19 protein-coding genes and 1 pseudogene are annotated in these 16,935 nt (G+C 58.9%); 7 read left to right on the forward strand and 13 right to left on the reverse strand.

The genetic code is table 11. From position 1 onward, the window contains the following. Positions 1–170: hypothetical protein (locus tag GHO03_RS25920; protein WP_178110343.1), on the reverse strand; the 170-nt coding region annotated here is incomplete at its 3' end. A gap of 143 nt (positions 171–313) precedes the next feature. Between GHO03_RS25920 and GHO03_RS20610 the strand changes: the two genes are divergently transcribed. Then, positions 314–1,210 carry a DMT family transporter gene (locus GHO03_RS20610; protein WP_095002680.1) on the forward strand — a complete coding sequence of 299 codons (897 nt, stop codon included), beginning with the start codon at positions 314–316 and terminating at the stop codon, positions 1,208–1,210. 93 nt (positions 1,211–1,303) lie between these two features. Here GHO03_RS20610 and GHO03_RS20615 read toward each other — a convergent pair whose 3' ends face one another. Next, complete coding sequence (locus GHO03_RS20615; RefSeq protein ID WP_095021284.1) at positions 1,304–2,242, reverse strand: aspartyl/asparaginyl beta-hydroxylase domain-containing protein; 939 nt, start codon at positions 2,240–2,242, stop codon at positions 1,304–1,306. Between the two features lie 221 nt (positions 2,243–2,463). Beyond that, on the reverse strand, positions 2,464–3,438 hold the full coding sequence (gene cysK / locus GHO03_RS20620; RefSeq protein WP_095002681.1) for a cysteine synthase A: 975 nt from the start codon (positions 3,436–3,438) through the stop codon (positions 2,464–2,466). A gap of 206 nt (positions 3,439–3,644) precedes the next feature. Here cysK and GHO03_RS20625 point away from each other — a divergent pair, with 206 nt between their 5' ends. Both GHO03_RS20625 and GHO03_RS20630 read left to right on the forward strand, forming a co-directional pair. Continuing rightward, positions 3,645–4,490: a MoxR family ATPase gene (locus GHO03_RS20625; RefSeq protein ID WP_095021285.1), complete on the forward strand. Its 846-nt coding sequence runs from the start codon at positions 3,645–3,647 to the stop codon at positions 4,488–4,490. Between the two features lie 20 nt (positions 4,491–4,510). Further along, positions 4,511–5,689 carry a VWA domain-containing protein gene (locus tag GHO03_RS20630; protein ID WP_095002683.1) on the forward strand — a complete coding sequence of 393 codons (1,179 nt, stop codon included), beginning with the start codon at positions 4,511–4,513 and terminating at the stop codon, positions 5,687–5,689. Between the two features lie 109 nt (positions 5,690–5,798). Here GHO03_RS20630 and GHO03_RS20635 read toward each other — a convergent pair whose 3' ends face one another. The 6 genes from GHO03_RS20635 to GHO03_RS20660 all read right to left on the reverse strand — a co-directional run bounded on the left by GHO03_RS20635 (position 5,799) and on the right by GHO03_RS20660 (position 10,171). Further along, positions 5,799–6,719: a biotin-dependent carboxyltransferase family protein gene (locus tag GHO03_RS20635; RefSeq protein WP_153400452.1), complete on the reverse strand. Its 921-nt coding sequence runs from the start codon at positions 6,717–6,719 to the stop codon at positions 5,799–5,801. After that, positions 6,716–7,420, reverse strand: a complete 705-nt coding sequence (locus tag GHO03_RS20640; RefSeq protein ID WP_153400453.1) for an allophanate hydrolase subunit 1 — start codon at positions 7,418–7,420, stop codon at positions 6,716–6,718. The genes GHO03_RS20635 and GHO03_RS20640 overlap by 4 nt, the downstream gene beginning before the upstream one ends. After that, the gene (locus GHO03_RS20645; RefSeq protein WP_095002686.1) at positions 7,417–8,169 is read right to left on the reverse strand and encodes a 5-oxoprolinase subunit PxpA; all 753 of its coding nucleotides are present in this window, start codon (positions 8,167–8,169) and stop codon (positions 7,417–7,419) included. The genes GHO03_RS20640 and GHO03_RS20645 overlap by 4 nt, the downstream gene beginning before the upstream one ends. A gap of 148 nt (positions 8,170–8,317) precedes the next feature. Continuing rightward, positions 8,318–8,851 carry a DUF2937 family protein gene (locus tag GHO03_RS20650; protein WP_095002687.1) on the reverse strand — a complete coding sequence of 178 codons (534 nt, stop codon included), beginning with the start codon at positions 8,849–8,851 and terminating at the stop codon, positions 8,318–8,320. A gap of 12 nt (positions 8,852–8,863) precedes the next feature. Further along, entirely contained in the window at positions 8,864–9,640 is a 777-nt protein-coding gene (locus GHO03_RS20655; protein WP_095032028.1) for a class II glutamine amidotransferase, read from the reverse strand. A gap of 36 nt (positions 9,641–9,676) precedes the next feature. After that, positions 9,677–10,171 carry an MFS transporter gene (locus GHO03_RS20660; protein WP_150629385.1) on the reverse strand — a complete coding sequence of 165 codons (495 nt, stop codon included), beginning with the start codon at positions 10,169–10,171 and terminating at the stop codon, positions 9,677–9,679. A gap of 101 nt (positions 10,172–10,272) precedes the next feature. On the opposite strand from GHO03_RS20660, the gene GHO03_RS20665 reads away from it, so the two are divergent. After that, positions 10,273–12,318, forward strand: a complete 2,046-nt coding sequence (locus tag GHO03_RS20665) for a S9 family peptidase (protein ID WP_130872533.1) — start codon at positions 10,273–10,275, stop codon at positions 12,316–12,318. A gap of 131 nt (positions 12,319–12,449) precedes the next feature. On the opposite strand, the gene GHO03_RS20670 is transcribed toward GHO03_RS20665, so the two are convergent. Continuing rightward, positions 12,450–12,743 carry a hypothetical protein gene (locus tag GHO03_RS20670; protein WP_095018947.1) on the reverse strand — a complete coding sequence of 98 codons (294 nt, stop codon included), beginning with the start codon at positions 12,741–12,743 and terminating at the stop codon, positions 12,450–12,452. 82 nt (positions 12,744–12,825) lie between these two features. Here GHO03_RS20670 and GHO03_RS20675 point away from each other — a divergent pair, with 82 nt between their 5' ends. From GHO03_RS20675 to GHO03_RS20685, 3 genes are all read left to right on the forward strand, one after another. After that, positions 12,826–13,512, forward strand: coding sequence for a spermidine synthase (locus GHO03_RS20675; RefSeq protein WP_095002691.1), 687 nt, complete (start codon positions 12,826–12,828; stop codon positions 13,510–13,512). Positions 13,513–13,564: 52 nt separating this feature from the next. Continuing rightward, positions 13,565–13,939 carry a YajD family HNH nuclease gene (locus GHO03_RS20680; RefSeq protein ID WP_016781673.1) on the forward strand — a complete coding sequence of 125 codons (375 nt, stop codon included), beginning with the start codon at positions 13,565–13,567 and terminating at the stop codon, positions 13,937–13,939. Between the two features lie 195 nt (positions 13,940–14,134). After that, a complete protein-coding gene (locus GHO03_RS20685) occupies positions 14,135–14,605 on the forward strand; it encodes an RNA methyltransferase (RefSeq protein ID WP_016781674.1) in 471 nt (156 codons plus the stop codon). Position 14,606: 1 nt separating this feature from the next. Here the strand turns inward: GHO03_RS20685 and GHO03_RS20690 are convergent, their stop codons facing one another. From GHO03_RS20690 to GHO03_RS20700, 3 genes and pseudogenes are all read right to left on the reverse strand, one after another. Further along, positions 14,607–15,656: an AI-2E family transporter gene (locus GHO03_RS20690; RefSeq protein WP_095002692.1), complete on the reverse strand. Its 1,050-nt coding sequence runs from the start codon at positions 15,654–15,656 to the stop codon at positions 14,607–14,609. Positions 15,657–15,730: 74 nt separating this feature from the next. After that, a complete protein-coding gene (locus tag GHO03_RS20695; protein ID WP_095002693.1) occupies positions 15,731–16,549 on the reverse strand; it encodes a DUF4892 domain-containing protein in 819 nt (272 codons plus the stop codon). Positions 16,550–16,694: 145 nt separating this feature from the next. Beyond that, positions 16,695–16,935, reverse strand: a pseudogene (locus GHO03_RS20700) (alpha/beta hydrolase); the annotation flags it as partial.

Consider the following 16,935-nt stretch of genomic DNA (forward strand, 5'->3'; position numbering starts at 1 on the left):
GCCACCTGCGCGCACGACGCCTGCACCCGCTCGGCCCAGGCGGCCAGCTTGGCGTCGTCAGGCTTTTTGCGCAGCTCATGCAATTGCCGGCGCAGCTTGTGGCGGTCGGCAATCATGGCTTGATCGAGGTTTTTCAACAGTTGGTCGATAGCAGGCGATTCGTCAGTCATCAGGTGCGCAGAATTCTTCGTAAATGCAGGGGGCGGATTGTCGCAGATTTGGACGCTCATGCACGAATCTGTAGGAATTAGCGCGTTGTCTTGTCCGCTGCATCCCCTACACTGCCCGCCTTGAAACTTGTAAGGAAAATCCCGTGAGACTTGTCGATTTGCTGCGCATGCTGTCGCTGGCAGGCATTTGGGGCGCCAGCTTTCTGTTTATGCGGATCATTGCACCGGTACTCGGGACCATCCCGACAGCTTTTTTCCGGGTTTCCATCGCAGCAACCGGTCTGGTGGTGATTCTGGCGCTGATGCGCGTGCGCTGGGATTTCGGCGGCAAACTCAAGGTAATCCTGATACTGGGGGTTATCAACTCAGGTGTACCGGCCACACTGTATTCGGTGGCGGCCCAGGTATTGCCTGCCGGTTACTCATCGATTTTCAACGCCACCACACCGTTGATGGGCGTATTGATCGGCGGTCTGTTTTTCAGCGAAAAATTGACCCTGACCAAAATGGCCGGGGTGTTTCTGGGCTTGCTCGGTGTAGGCATTTTGACCCGTGCCGGGCCGGTTGCTTTCAATCTGGACTTGCTGATGGGCGCCCTCGCCTGTCTGCTGGCCACCACCTTTTATGGATTTGCCGGCTTTTTGGCACGCCGCTGGCTGGATCAGCAAGGCGGTCTAGACCCTCGTCTTTCGGCACTGGGCAGTATGCTCGGGGCTACTTTGTTCCTGCTGCCGCTGTTCGGGCTGAGTGTGATCAATCAGCCACCGGTCAGTTGGGGCGGGACGAGTGTCTGGTTATCGTTGCTGGGTCTGGGGCTGGTGTGTACGGCGTTTGCCTATATCCTGTACTTCCGCTTGCTGACCAGCATTGGCCCGGTCAAATCCATGACCGTGACCTTTATGATCCCGCCGTTTGGCGTGCTGTGGGGCGCGCTGTTTCTGGGCGAGCCGCTGTCGATGGCGCACCTGTACGGAGGCCTGCTGATCGCCGTGGCGCTGTGGCTGGTGCTCAAGCCCGGGGCAATGGCAGCGTCCAAATAATCACATGCCGTGGTGGGGTTTTGGCAGGCAATTGACTTAAAAAATCCAAAAAAAAACCGCTCTCGATAGAGCGGTTTTTTGTGTCTGATGCAATCAGCCAAACAACCAGCGCCACAGCAGTATCAGTACCAGCACCGCCAATATCGGCCGGGCGATACGATAAAGCTTGGGATTGCGGCGCTTCCACTGTTTGACCACGCCACTGAAGCGGTCACTGAAGGTTTTGCTCCAGGCGTAGGCCTTGTTGATCCCGCCAACGCGTTCGTCGTCCAGGTTCTGCGGCGCAGTCGCCTTACCCAGTTGCGCGCTGACCCAACGGTTGATACGGGTCATCAGCGGGCTGGTCAATGGCCGCTCGATATCGCAAAACAGAATGACGCGGGTGACATCGGTTTCGTTCTTGACCCAGTGCACGTAAGTCTCGTCGAACATCACGTCTTCACCATCACGCCAGGCGTATTCCTCGCCATCGACAAAGATGCGGCAAGCGTCGGAGTTGGGGGTCGACAGGCCCAGGTGGTAACGCAGCGATCCGGCAAACGGGTCGCGGTGCGGGTTGAGGTGGCTACCGCCCGGCAACAGGGCAAACATCGCACCTTTGACGTTGGGGATGCTGTTGACCAATTCAACGGTTTTGGGGCACAGCAATTCAGCCGATGGCAGCGCCTTGTCGTACCACTTGAGGTAAAAGCGCTTCCAGCCCTTTTTGAAGAACGAACCGAAGCCTGCGTCGTTGTTCTTCTCGGCGGCGCGTATATAGCCCTCATCGAACAAGTGCATGGCTTCTTCGCGGATCGCTTGCCAGTTGTCCTTGAGCACATCCAGCTCGGGGAACTTGCTGCGGTCCAGGTACGGCTTGGACGGTACCCCGGAGAACAGGTACATCAGGGCGTTGTAGGGCGCAAAGAACGCGGAGTGGTTGACGAATTGGCGCAACACCGGCAACCGTGCCTTGCCGCGCAGGTGCACGTAAAGAATGCTGCCGACAAATAACAGTATGAGCCCTGCCTTGATGGCGAAGGATAAGGTCATGCAACAACTCCTCAAAAATACCGTGCAGCATCAATAGCCCGATGTAGCAGCAGGCCATGATAAACACTACAGGCGTAGGACAAAACCCACGAATCCAAATAATCAGTATTAAGTCTTACGCAACAGCAGGCTGATTATTCAGAAACTTGGGCATTAGCCACTTGATTTGAGTCAGTTGCACAAACTCTGCGGGGAACGGGCGCGCCACCCCCCGCACAATGTTATGGGTGCAATTCCTGCTCGCTGAACAGGTCGCTGAACAGGAAGCTCGACAGATAACGCTCGCCCGAATCGGGGAGGATCACGACGATGGTCTTGCCTTGCATTTCCGGGGTTTCCGCCAGTCGCACCGCCACGGCCATCGCTGCACCGCAGGAGATACCGCACAAGATGCCCTCTTCCTGCATCAGGCGCAGGGCCATGGCCTTGGATTCGTCATCGCTGACCAGTTCGACCTTGTCGACGATCGACAGATCAAGGTTTTTGGGGACGAAACCGGCACCGATGCCCTGGATCTTGTGCGGTGAAGGCTTGATTTCTTCTCCGGCCAACGCCTGGGTGATCACCGGCGAGGTGATGGGCTCGACGGCCACCGACAGAATCGGCTTGCCCTGGGTGTGCTTGATGTAGCGTGAAACCCCGGTGATCGTGCCGCCGGTGCCGACGCCAGAAACCAGTACATCAACGCCGCCATCGGTGTCGTTCCAGATTTCCGGGCCGGTGGTTTTTTCGTGGATCGCGGGGTTGGCCGGGTTCTCAAACTGCTGCGGCATGAAATACCTGGCCGGGTCGCTGGCCTGAATTTCTGCGGCTTTGTCGATCGCGCCCTTCATGCCCTTGGCCGGCTCGGTCAAGACCAGCTCGGCACCCAGCGCCTTGAGTACCTTGCGCCGCTCGATGCTCATCGATGACGGCATGGTCAGCATCAATTTGTAACCACGCGCCGCTGCGACAAACGCCAGGCCGATCCCCGTGTTCCCCGACGTAGGCTCGATGATGGTCATGCCCGGCTTGAGTACGCCACGGCTTTCGGCATCCCAGATCATGTTGGCGCCAATCCGGCATTTAACTGAATAACCGGGGTTGCGGCCTTCGATCTTGGCCAGGATGGTCACGCCGCGCGGCGCAATGCTGTTGATCTGGACTAAAGGCGTGTTGCCGATGGATTGGGCGTTGTCTGCATAAATGCGGCTCATGGCGGGGTCCTTGTGCACCTTTTGGGAAGATCCCAAGGGTAGGCCTCACGCTGACATGCGTCCAGTCATGGCGTGACGCCTCATTCAGGGACTGAATGGCGCGTCTGCGTTCACCTCAGGCGGGCAGCGCGTTATAGTCGGACATACTTTTCAGTTCTCCCGCCCTGCCCCTTGCAGGACCCGGGTCATGGTTTGAGGAATTGCAGATGAAGTTTGAAGGCACACGCGCCTATGTGGCCACCGATGACCTGAAACTGGCGGTCAACGCGGCCATTACCCTGGAGCGGCCGCTGCTGGTCAAGGGCGAGCCCGGCACCGGTAAAACCATGCTTGCCGAGCAACTGGCTGAATCCTTTGGCTGCAAGCTGATCACCTGGCACATCAAGTCAACCACCAAGGCCCACCAGGGCCTCTATGAGTACGACGCAGTCAGTCGCCTGCGTGACTCGCAACTGGGTGTCGACAAGGTTCACGATGTGCGCAACTACCTTAAAAAGGGCAAGTTGTGGGAAGCCTTCGAGGCCGAAGAACGCGTCATCCTGCTGATCGACGAAATCGACAAGGCAGACATCGAGTTCCCCAATGACCTGCTGCAAGAACTCGACAAGATGGAGTTCTACGTTTACGAGACGGACGAGACGATCAAGGCCAAGGTGCGCCCGATCATCATCATTACCTCCAATAACGAAAAAGAACTGCCGGACGCCTTCCTGCGCCGCTGCTTCTTCCACTACATCAGTTTCCCGGACCGCACCACGCTGCAGAAAATCGTCGACGTGCACTTCCCCAACATCAAGAAAGAGCTGGTCAGCGAAGCGCTTGATGTGTTTTTCGATGTGCGCAAGGTCCCGGGCTTAAAGAAAAAACCTTCAACCTCCGAGCTGGTCGACTGGCTCAAGTTGCTGATGGCCGACAATATCGGCGAAGCGGTGTTGCGCGAACGTGATCCGACCAAAGCCATTCCGCCACTGGCTGGTGCCCTGGTGAAAAACGAGCAGGATGTGCAATTGCTTGAGCGCCTGGCGTTTATGAGCCGCCGCCCCAATCGCTGATTTCCGAGAAGGCGAAAAGCATGCTGCTTAATCTGTTCAATGAAATGCGTGCGGCCAAGGTGCCGGTTTCAGTGCGTGAGCTGCTGGACCTGATCAACGCCCTGAAAAACCGGGTGACCTTCGCCGATATGGACGAGTTCTATTATCTGGCCCGTACGATCCTGGTGAAGGACGAGCGCCATTTCGACAAGTTCGACCGCGCATTTGGCGCCTATTTCAATGGTCTGCAAAACCTCAATGAACACCTGGAGGCACTGATCCCCGAAGACTGGCTGCGCAAGGAGTTCGAACGCTCGCTGAGCGACGAAGATCGCGCCCAGCTGCAGTCACTGGGCGGGCTGGACAAGCTGATCGAGGCGTTCAAGCAGCGTCTGGAAGAGCAAAAGGAACGCCATGCCGGCGGCAACAAATGGATCGGCACCGGTGGCACCAGTCCGTTCGGCTCGGGCGGTTATCACCCCGAAGGCATCCGCGTGGGCGATGCTGGCGCACGTCAGGGCAAGGCGGCCAAGGTCTGGGAACAGCGCGAGTACAAGAACCTGGATGATCAGGTCGAGCTGGGCACGCGCAATATCAAGGTCGCGCTGCGTCGGCTACGTAAATTCGCCCGCCAGGGCGCAGCGGATGAGCTGGATATCGATGGCACCATCGACCACACCGCTCGCGATGCCGGGTTGCTGAATATCCAGATGCGTCCGGAACGGCGCAACAATATCAAACTGCTGTTGCTGTTCGATATCGGCGGTTCGATGGACGCCCATATCAAAATTTGTGAAGAGCTGTTTTCCGCGTGCAGAACCGAGTTCAAACATCTGGAGTACTACTACTTTCACAACTTTATCTATGAATCGGTGTGGAAGAACAACCAGCGTCGTCAGGTTGAGCGCATCTCGACCCAGGACCTGCTGAACAAATATGGCGCGGATTACAAAGTGATCTTTATCGGTGACGCGACGATGGGGCCCTATGAGATCACCCATGCCGGGGGCAGTGTCGAGCACTGGAATGAAGAGCCGGGCTACAAGTGGATGCAGCGTTTTATGGAGAAATACAAAAAGCTGGTGTGGATTAACCCGTATCCCAAGGACACATGGCATTACACGGCTTCGATCGGGATCGTACGTGATCTGATCGAAGACCGCATGTATCCGCTCACCCTTGAAGGACTGGAAGAAGGGATGCGGTTTTTGGCCAAATAATTCAGCGCGGTGAGTGTGGCAGCGGGCTTGCTCGCGATTGTTCGACGCGGTGTTCCTGCTTTACCGCGCCGCCTGAATCGCGAGCAAGCCCGCTCCCACATAAATGGCGCTAAGCCACAAACCGCCGCATAAACACCACATGCTGGCGTTGCGCCGCCTCCTGCGTTGTTGGACGCATATGCACGCCCTCCCCCGGCAAGCACTGGGCCAGTCGCGCCAGCGCCAAAGGCGTCAAGGCGCCAAGTCGCGGGTAACCGCCAATGGTCTGGCGGTCATTGAGCAGCACGATCGGCTGGCCATCCGGCGGCACTTGAATGGCGCCCAGCGGTATCCCTTCCGAGATCATCGGTGCGCCCTGATACACCAACGCAGGCCCCAGCAAACGGATGCCCATGCGATCGGCGCGAGTGTCCAGCGTCCAGGCGCTGTTGAAAGCATCGAAGGTACTTTGCCCGCTGAAAGCACCCATTTGCGCGCCCATTACCACGTCCAGCGCCGGATTGGCGCTGAATACCGGTTGCAGTTCGCATGGCAACTCTCGCAATTGCCCGGCATGCCCGGCGTACGTCAATTCATCACCTGCCACCAGCCCACGACCAAAACCATCCGGCCCGCCGAGCTGCTCACGGGCGACAGTCGCGCAACTGCCCAGCACTTGCGGCGCAACAAAGCCCGCGGGCGCTGCCAGATAAGCCCGGGCACCGCTCAGCGGCCGGGTAAATACAAGGGTCTGGCCTTGCTTCAGGACAAAACTGCGCCAGGACTTGAGCGGCTGCCCGTCAATGGTGGCCGCCAGGTCCGCGCCCGCCAATGCCAGAGTGCAATCGGCCTTGGCAACAAGGGTCAGGCCGCCCAGGGTGATTTCAATCACCGCTGCATCCGGCGAATTGCCCAGCAGCCAGTTGGCCCAGGCCATCGACAGCCAGTCTGCGCCGCCGCCCTGGGTTACGCCCAAATGCCGCACGCCAAAACGCCCCGCGTCTTGCAGCAGGCACAATGGAGTGCTGGCCTGAATCAATAAGTGGCTCATGCCAAGGCCTCCTGAGGCGTGTCGTCACCGCCCAGGCGCTTAAATTCAGCATGGGACACGGGTGCAAACTGCACCCTGTCACCGGGTTGCATCAGGCTGTAGCCATCACGTTCACGATCAAACAGTGCGCTCGGCGTACGCCCGACAAGGTTCCAGCCCCCCGGGGATTGCGCCGGGTAGGCTGCCGTCTGTCGCTCGGCAATGCCCACGCTGCCACTGGCCACACGCTTGCGCGGGGTGTTCAGGCGTGGCGCGGCCAGAGCCTCTTCAACCAGCCCCATAAAGGCAAAACCTGGAGCAAAACCCAGGGCAAACACCTGGTATTCGTGTTCACTGTGCCGGCGAATCACTTCGCTTACCGAGCAGCCGGCGCGCTGGGCCAGCAACGTCAGTTCCGGGCCCACGCTCACGTCGTACCACACGGGCAGCACATGACACTGGCCAAGGTTGCGGGTTTCCGGGCGCAGGTCGGTCAAGGCCTGGGCGATCAATTCACGGGCCTGGGCCGGGGTCAGCGCCAGCCCGTCGTAATGCACCATCATTGTGGTGTAGGACGGCACCAGATCGATCAGATGCACCGCAAAGCAGGTGCGGATCCGCTCGCTGGCAGCCAGTATCCAGGGCATGTTGCTTTCGGCAATTTCATCAAACAGGCGCAGCATCAGGCAATCGATGGCGACCACTTCGATACGCGGCTTCATGCCCGCGCCTGCTGCTCAAGGGCTTCGCGAATACGCTGCACAGCAGCAATCGAGCTAATGTTGTCGCCATGCACACACAGGGTATCAGCGTGCAAATGCAGGGCACTGCCGTCACTGGCAACCAGGGCCTTGCCCGCTGCAATGGTCAGGGCCTGCTGCACGATGACATCCGCATCGTGGTGGACTGCCCCCGGTAGTTGTCGCGAGACCAGCCGCCCGGCATTGTCGTAGGCGCGGTCGGCAAAGGCTTCAAACCACAGTGTTACCCCAAACTCGTCGCCGATTGCCTGGGCGGCGCTGTTGTCGCGCGTGGCCATCAGCATGAGCGGCAAGCTGGAATCGTAAGCGGCCACAGCCTGAACCACTGCCCGCAGCTGTACCGGGTTGGCCATCATGTCGTTGTACATCGCGCCGTGGGGTTTGACATAGCTGACCTGCACACCCTGTGCGCGGCAAATACCGTCCAGTGCACCGATCTGATAATGCAGCAGATCCTGCACTTCCTGCGCCGAATAGCTCATGGATCGGCGCCCAAAGCCCGCCAGATCCTGATACGCCGGATGAGCACCGATCTTCACATTATGCGCCACAGCCAGGGCCACGGTTTTGCGCATGATGCCCGGGTCGCCGGCATGAAAGCCGCAGGCAATGTTGGCGCAATCGATAAACGGCATGACTTCGGCATCCAGGCCCATGGTCCAGCTGCCAAAACTCTCACCAATGTCACAATTCAATAACAGGCGGCTCACGATGATGCTCCTGTGGTCTTTTTATAGATTAGGTAGGAGCATTTTTCGACAGGCGCGGGCCATTCGTCCAACTAATAAAAGCCGGGCTCGGGCATAAGAAAAATTTGATTGCTTAACATTTCTTGTGAAAGGGGATATTCCCCCGGGGTCAGTAGCTGCGCTCGCGGCGGGCAATGCGCTCACGCTGGCGTTTGCCGCCGAGCACGACCCAGTCCACCAGCCGCAGGAAACCTTCGATAATGAAGGAGAACAGCAAGGCACCCGCCATCGCCCAACCAATGGCGCTCGGCGACAACAACACCTGGTAGGTGTAGGCGTTCAGGGTTTCTTCGCGAATGGCCGGATCAGCCGCATAGGCCACTTGCAGGGCGCGCATGTACCACGGGCCCTGCATGGCCTGGAACTGCTCATCAAGCAGGCGTTGACGGTTGAGCAAGGTGCCGAGGCTGCCGGCATCACTGCGAAAAACCGGGTCATCGCTGGCCTGGTAATGGGCCACCAGCGCTTGCAGGTCACCCTTGAAAAACTGGTTGGCGGTGTTCTGGAACCCCGCCAACCCGGTCTGGGCCTCGATCAGATGAGCTTCAACACGGTTGGCGTAATCATTGATAAACCCCGGCACTTGCACACCGATCAGCAGGCCAAGGGTAAACAATACCAACCGCAGGTAGCTCAGGAACATACACACCCATCCTTATTCGGTTATGCCCTGGCTGACGCATTCACCGCGTCGCCACAGACTCCATTGGCCCGGTTCGTAGCGTGTCCAGGTTTCGTTTTCAGTCAGTGGCTCGGTGGCAATCACGGTGACTACATCGTTGGGCGTGGTCTCTGCCTGAAAATCGACGATAACATCGACATCTTTCAGGCGCGCCGGGCCAAACGGGGCTCGCCGGGTAATTTGCGCCAGCTTGGTCGAGCAATAGCAGAAAAGCCAGTCGCCATCACTGAGCAGGCAATTGAACACACCTTTGCTGCGAAACCCGGCGCACGCCTCGACCAGCACCGGCAGGATACGTTCGACGTCGACCTGCTCCGGGAAGGCTTCACGAACCCGGTTGAGCAGGTCACAGAACGCCGCTTCACTGTCGGTATCACCAATAGGGCGGTAAAAACTCGTACTCGGAGAAAAGTCGGCCAACTGGCCATTGTGCGCAAAACACCAGTTGCGTCCCCACAGCTCGCGAACAAACGGGTGGGTATTGGACAGGCACACCTTGCCCACGTTGGCCTGGCGGATATGGCCAATCACCACTTCGCTTTTGATCGGGTAACGCTGCACCAGCAGGGCAACTTCAGAGTCGCAACTGGCGGCAGGGTCCTGGAACAGGCGCAGGCCACGACCTTCGTAGAAGGCAATGCCCCAGCCATCACGATGCGGGCCGGTGCGCCCGCCGCGCTGCATCAGGCCGGTAAAGCTGAACACAATATCAGTCGGGACGTTGGCGCTCATGCCCAATAATTCACACACGCTCGCACTCTCGCATTCAGGCTGGACGAAACAAAATTACAACCGCGGCTCGACCCGGGATGGGCCCGATGCACGCGGCGCACTCTTTGGCGCATAACGATCATCACCAGCCGAACCGAAAGGCTGGTCGTCTTCAGGATCGGCCTGGCGAGCTTTGGCGGCCGCTGCAGCCTGCGCCTTGCGGGCCTTGCCGGCGCGCTCGATCGGCCAGCGGATCAGCACAAATATAGCGTAAACGCACAGTGCAATTATGGCGTACATCAGCAGGTCAGAGACCGCGCGCCAGGCGTTGTCGCCCACTTTAAAGGCCAGATCCAGAGCAGCAATCGCCACTGCAGGGGCAAATTTTTCCTTGACCGGGTCAATGATGGTCGGGCTGAACAGCAACACGGCCATCAATACACGCAGCGGTTCGCGCAACCAGCGCCACATAAAGCGGGTCAGGCGGCACCATACGAGCAGGCAGCCCAAAGCAGCAAAGGCGTAAAGGCCCCAGGCGATCAGATAGTCGTTCTCGGTCATGGTATCCATGGTCGGCAGGCAATGAGAGGCTATGATAACGGCTTTTAGGCAGTGCGGCTGCAACGCCGTCAGCGTCACTTATTTTTCATGCAGATTTCAGAGCACACTCAATGACCCAATCAGCCTCCCCAATCAGCGCTCCTATCGCACATAAGATCGAGGGCTCAGACCCTTACTCGTGGCTGCAAAACCGCGACAGTGACGAGGTTTTGGACTACCTGAAAGCCGAAAACAGTTATCAGGAGGCGCAGTTGGCCGACCAGGCTGAATTGCGGGAGACGCTGTTTCAAGAGATCAAGGGACGGATTCGCGAGACTGATCTGTCGCTGCCCTCCCCCTGGGGCCCGTATCTGTATTACACGCGCACCAACGCCGGCGATGAATACGCCCGCCACTACCGTTGCCCGCGCCCGGCCGATGACAGCCAGCAGGTGGACGAGAACGCCGAACATTTGTTGCTGGACCCCAATGCATTGGCCGATGGTGGCTTTATTTCTCTGGGGGCGTTCAGTATCAGCCCCGATCACCAGCGCCTGGCCTACAGCCTGGACACCAGCGGCGAAGAAACCTACCGCCTGTTTGTAAAAGAGCTGGGCAGCGGCACGGTCACCGAGCTGCCGTTTGAAGACTGCGATGGCAGCATGACTTGGGCGAATGACAGCCAGACCCTGTTTTTCGCCGGGCTGGACGACACCCATCGTCCGCACAAGTTGTTTCGCCACACCCTCGGCGAAACAGCTGCCCATGAAGTATTCCATGAAGCGGACGGGAGGTTTTTCCTGCACTGCTACCGCTCTAGTTCTGAACAGCAACTGATTTTGTTGCTTAACAGTAAAACCACCAGCGAAACCTGGGTGCTGGACGCCAACCTGCCGCGCCAGCCCTTCAGCTGTCTGGCACTACGGGTTGAAAACCACGACTACAGCGTCGATCACGGCCTGTTTGAAGGCCAGTGGGCGTGGTTTATCCGCACCAATCAGGACGGCATCAACTTTGCCCTGTATTACGCCTTCGGCGAGGTGCCGTCACGCAATGACTGGCAGCCACTGATTGCCCATAGTGACAGCGTGATGCTGGAAGGCATGACCCTCAACGCCCAAGCCTTGTGCCTGAGCCTGCGCGAGGGCGGCTTGCCCATTATCGAAATCCGCCCCGACGGCCTGACGCCATATCGCGTGCAATTGCCGGACGCGGCCTACAGCCTGTATGTGCAAGACAGCCTGGAATTTGACAGCAAGTACATTCGCCTTCGCTACGAGGCGCTGAATCGCCCGGCACAAGTGCGCCAGTTGACCCTTGCCACAGGCGAGCAAAGCGTTCTCAAGGAAACCCCTGTGCTGGGGCCATTCAACGCCGATGATTACGTCAGCCATCGTTTATGGGCCACCGCCCCCGATGGTACTCAGGTGCCGATCAGCCTGGTGGTCAAACGCGATGTGCTGGGCAAACCTGTGCCGCTCTACCTGTATGGCTACGGGGCCTATGGCGAATGCCTTGACCCGTGGTTTTCCCATGCCCGTCTAAGCCTGCTTGATCGTGGCGTGGCCTTTGCCATTGCCCATGTACGTGGCGGCGGCGAGTTGGGCGAGGCCTGGTATCGCGCGGGCAAGCAGGAACACAAACACAACACCTTCACCGACTTTATCGCCTGCGCCGAACACCTGATCGACCAAGGGCTGACCCGCAGCGAACAACTGGTCATCAGTGGCGGCAGCGCCGGTGGCCTGTTGATCGGTGCCGTACTCAATCAGCGCCCGGAACTGTTCAAGGCAGCGATTGCCGAAGTGCCGTTTGTGGATGTGCTCAACACCATGCTCGACCCGGAACTGCCGCTGACCGTCACCGAATACGACGAATGGGGCAACCCGCAAGACCCCGAGGTCTATGAACGGATCAAGGCTTACGCGCCCTATGAAAACGTTACCGCGCAGGCTTACCCGTCAATGCTGGTGATTGCCGGGTACAACGACAGTCGCGTGCAGTACTGGGAAGCGGCCAAATGGGTGGCCAAGCTGCGCGCCAGCAAGACCGATGACAATTTGCTATTGCTGAAGACCGAGCTAGAAGCAGGCCATGGCGGCATGAGCGGGCGTTATCAGGGCTTGCGCGACGTGGCGCTGGAATATGCATTTGTGTTCAAGGTGCTGGGGATTTGACAGCCCCGCCGATCACACCCCTCTTCAACCGTTAGAGATACTGTAACCGTGGGAGCGAGCCTGCTCGCGAAGATCGTTCGCGAGCAGGCTCGCTCCCGCAAAGGCAAAGCATCAGCTCGGTGGATGCACGGTCAATCCTGCGAGCTTTTGCCCTTCGGGTCTTTAAGCTCCAGCCCCGGCAGTGGCTGATCCTTGGGCGGCTGCGGCAGGTCGATCGGTGGCAGCGGTATCAGGCTGCCACTACCGGCCACAGGCTTGGGCACGGCGCGCGGGGTGATTTGCGGGTACGGGGTTGGCGTGGCAGTGCCCGGCGAACCCGGCGCGGCTGTCACGGGGGTAATCGGTACTGTGGTCAATTCCGCTGCCTGGGCCGCACTTATCAAGAGCGCGCACCCTGCAATGGCCGTTAGAATAGTGCGTTTCATCAATCACTCCGTTGCCAGACCGGCTTGTCTGCCCTCAGGCTACTCGTAACCTGCGGTTTTTGCCCCCCTCAATGAGATTTCCATGAAACGTTTTGTTTTGCTCGACACCACTCCGATCCCCGAAAACGGCGGTGCCTTGTGCCTGTTCGAGTATGGCGAAGACTTCGTGATCAAGATTCAGGGTGGTGATGGCGGCCAGCTGATGAACACCCGCATGCACGGCTCCGAAGACGCACTGGCCGAAATACCTTGCCGCAAAGTCGCAGGACGCCAGCAATCGCGGGTACTGATCGGCGGGCTGGGCATGGGCTTTACCCTGGCTTCGGCACTCAAACATCTGGGTAAAACGGCTGAAGTGGTGGTTGCCGAACTGGTACCCGGCGTTGTGGAATGGAACCGCGGCCCGCTGGGCGAAAAGTCGGGTAACCCGCTGCAAGACCCACGCACCGTGATTCGCATGGAAGACGTGGCCAAGGTGCTGCAAGCCGAACCCAACGGTTTTGACGCAATCATGCTCGACGTCGACAACGGCCCCGAAGGCCTGACCCAAAAAGCCAATAGCTGGCTGTATTCGGCCGGCGGCCTGAGTGCCTGCGCCAAGGCCTTGCGCCCCAAAGGCATACTGGCGGTATGGTCTGCCAGTGCCGACAAACAGTTTTCGGACAAACTGCGCAAAGCCGGTTTCAAGGCTGAGGAAGTCCAGGTGTTTGCCCACGGCAACAAGGGCACCCGACACACCATCTGGATTGCAGAAAAAATCAAAGGCTGATCAACAGCTAAACTTAACGACATAACCGTCATTAGTCTTACAAGGTGAACCCATGAGTTCGGCGAATCCACCCTCCCACACCGCCAAGCTGGACCGTATCCTGGCCGATGCCCAGCGTGACCGCGAAATGGGCTATCGCGACAAGGCCCTGAAAATGTACCCCCACGTGTGCGGCCGCTGCGCCCGTGAATTTGCCGGCAAGCGCCTGAGCGAGCTGACCGTTCACCACCGCGACCACAACCACGACAACAACCCGCAGGACGGCTCCAACTGGGAGCTGTTGTGCCTGTACTGCCATGATAACGAACACTCGCGCTACACCGACCAGCAGTATTTTTCGGACAGTTCCACCAGCAGCCCGAAAATTGCCAAGGCCACCCACAACCCGTTCGCCGCGCTGGCCGGGCTGATGAAAAAAGACGAGTAGCCTGTTTTCGTTGCAACTGCCGAAACTGCGTCCGATTGCGCAGCGATCGTAAAACCAGAGCCCGCGACTTCACGAGTAGACCGCAAGGCTCGGGCTTTACGACGACTCCGTCGCCGGACGCAGCCTGCGGCAGCTGCTACGGAGTTTGGGACAACACAGGTATACTCGCGTCTTTTTTCGCAAGGGCTCGGGCACGTGGCAAACAAACGGTACAGCTGCATTGGTTTGTATAACCCCAAATCACCGGAAAACGTCGGCTCGGTGATGCGTGCGGCTGGTTGCTACAACGTGGCGTCGGTGTTTTATACCGGCAAGCGCTATGAACGCGCCCGCGACTTCATCACCGATACCAAGAAAGTCCATCAGGACATCCCGCTGATCGGTATCGATGACCTGAAAAAAATCATCCCCCTGGGCTGTATCCCCGTCGCCGTAGAAATGGTCGAGGGCGCGCGCCCATTGCCCGAGTACACCCACCCGGATCGGGCGATTTATATCTTTGGCCCGGAAGACGGATCCCTCGGCAAAGATGTGCTGGAATGGTGTGAGGACGTTATTTACATCCCCACCACCGGCTGCATGAACCTGGCTGCAACAGTCAACGTGGTGCTCTACGACCGCTTGGCCAAGGGCAACAATACCCGTTCCGGGCCCAAGTTCGGCTAGGTCAGACCTTGCCTCTGTTCTGCTGGCTGGCACTCCAGTCCACCAGCAGGCTGTAGGCGATGGCGAGCAAGGTGGGGCCGATGAACAGGCCGATAAAGCCGAAAGCTATCAAGCCGCCAAACACGCCCAGCAGCACGATCACCAGTGGCAGGTTGCCGCCCCGACTGATCAGATAAGGCTTGAGCACGTTATCGACACCGCTGATGATCAGCGTGCCCCAGATGCCGAGAAAGATCGCCATCCCGTAGTCACCCTTCCAGACCAGCCAGGCCGTGGCAGGCACCCAGATCAGCGGCGGCCCCATCGGAATCAGGCTGAGCAGGAATGTAGCCAGCCCAAGTACCAGCGCCCCCGGCACGCCGGCAATCAAGAAGCCGATCAATGCCAGCAATGCCTGCGCCGCTGCGGTACCGATCACACCGTTGACCACGCGCTGCACGGTACCGGCCACCAGCTCCTGATAATAATCCGCGCGCTCACCAATCAGGCGCTCCAGCAGCCCGTGGACAAAACTCGCCAGGCGCGGCCCGTCACGATAGAAAAAGAACACAAAGACAATACTCAGCGTCAGTTCCAGAATACCGCTGCCGATCTGTGCACTGCGCGCCAGCAACCAGTTACCGACCTGCCCCAGGTAAGGCTTGATGGCCACCAGCATTGCCGCACCCTGCTCGTCGATGGTGTTCCAGATGCCCACCAGACGCTCCCCCACCAGCGGCAGACCGGCCAGCCAGGCCGGCGCTTCAGGCAAACCTTCAAGCTGCACATCCTTGACGAAGGTGGTGGCATCGCGAACATGATCTGCCAGGTTCAACCCCAGCCACACCAGAGGCCCGGCCACCAACAGCATCCAGCCCAGGGTAAGGATGCCGGCAGCGAGCGACTCGCGCCCACCGAGCAAGCGTGTCAGCAGGCGCATCAGGGGCCAGCTGGCAAATGCCAGTACCGCGCCCCAGAACAAGGCCGACCAGAAAGGGGCCATCACCCACAGGCTGGCACCGAACAACACCAGGAGCAGAATCTGCACCAGCAGGCGATCGTTATTGAGCATGTGTGTTCCACAGAAAATTCAGAAATCAAAGAAGGACGACGACTACGTAGAGTGTAGTCGTCGTTTACACAGGCTTAACGCAACAGTTCGATGCGCAACCCTTTGGCCTGACCGTCACCCAGTTCCAGGCGCGACGCCCGTACACCGTTAGCGATCAGCGCATCGCGCCAGGCGCCAGCCTTGGCACCGGTTAAACTGACCCTGGAGGTTGCATCCAGGTTCAATGCCCTTGAAATTAACGTCAGCCACTGAGTATCCGGGTCGCCCGCAAGCTTGGGAAAATCCAGCTCGCCCGTGCTTTTAAGCTGGCGTTGCAGGGTGGCCGAGGTAGGCAACAGTTCTCCCAGGTCGGCACTCGCCTGCATCTGCTCAACGTGCAGATAGGCCTTGCGATTGCCCCGATTGATCCCGTACAGGGCAACCAGCTGGTTCTGAGCGGGGGCCGCACGGCGCAGCAGCAAGTAAGACTGCTGCTCGTCGGAGCCCACCAGCTTGGAATTGCCGAACACTTCATTGGCCCACAGGCTGCTTTCGCCACAGTCACGAGCCTGACACCAGAACAACAACTCGGCGCCCTGCTTTTGCAACGCCTCGCGTGCAGCGGTAAAGGCTTCGGTGGCCGAGTGCTCGGCAGGCAGCTCGTAGGTGACGGCCGTTATCTGACCACGGGCATTGACCTGCCCTTCGAATCGCAGGCGGCCGCTGATCTTGCGGATCGAGCCCATCGGGTAGATACGTTCGACATCGGGCCGCACGCTGTAATCGACAATCTGCGCGTCCGCGAGGCGCGGCACATCCGGCAAATCACTGCTGCCTGGCACATCGCTGGCCCAAAGTAACGGGCTCAAACAGCCCAGGCCCAGAGCCAGGATAAATCGGCTGGGTATTTTCATCGGCGCACATCACCGGGTGATGACGTGTGGCTGAGCATCCTCACGATAGAGACCGGGTGGCCTTTCGGGGTCGCAGCGGTGTACAGATCTATCATGGTTGTCTCCCATTTCAACCCGCCAAGCCTCGACAGTTGCTAGCCGCAAGTCAAGGAACAGCGAAGAAGCGATTGAAACAGTCTGCAACAAGGATCGCTCCCGCCTCGTCATTCAGGTGCAAATGATGGCCACCCGGCAACCGTTCCAGGTTGAAGGGTAGCCGATCCAGTAGCTCGGGGTGGCTGGCCAGCATGCCCTGCTGCGCCACCACCAGGGTGGTCGGGCAACTCACCCGTCGTACAAAGGACATCGCCTGCTCGTCACTCAGGCGCAAGGGCGATGGCAAGGTG

Source organism: Pseudomonas sp. FSL R10-1339 (genome assembly GCF_009600545.1).
GTDB lineage: Bacteria > Pseudomonadota > Gammaproteobacteria > Pseudomonadales > Pseudomonadaceae > Aquipseudomonas > Aquipseudomonas bubulae.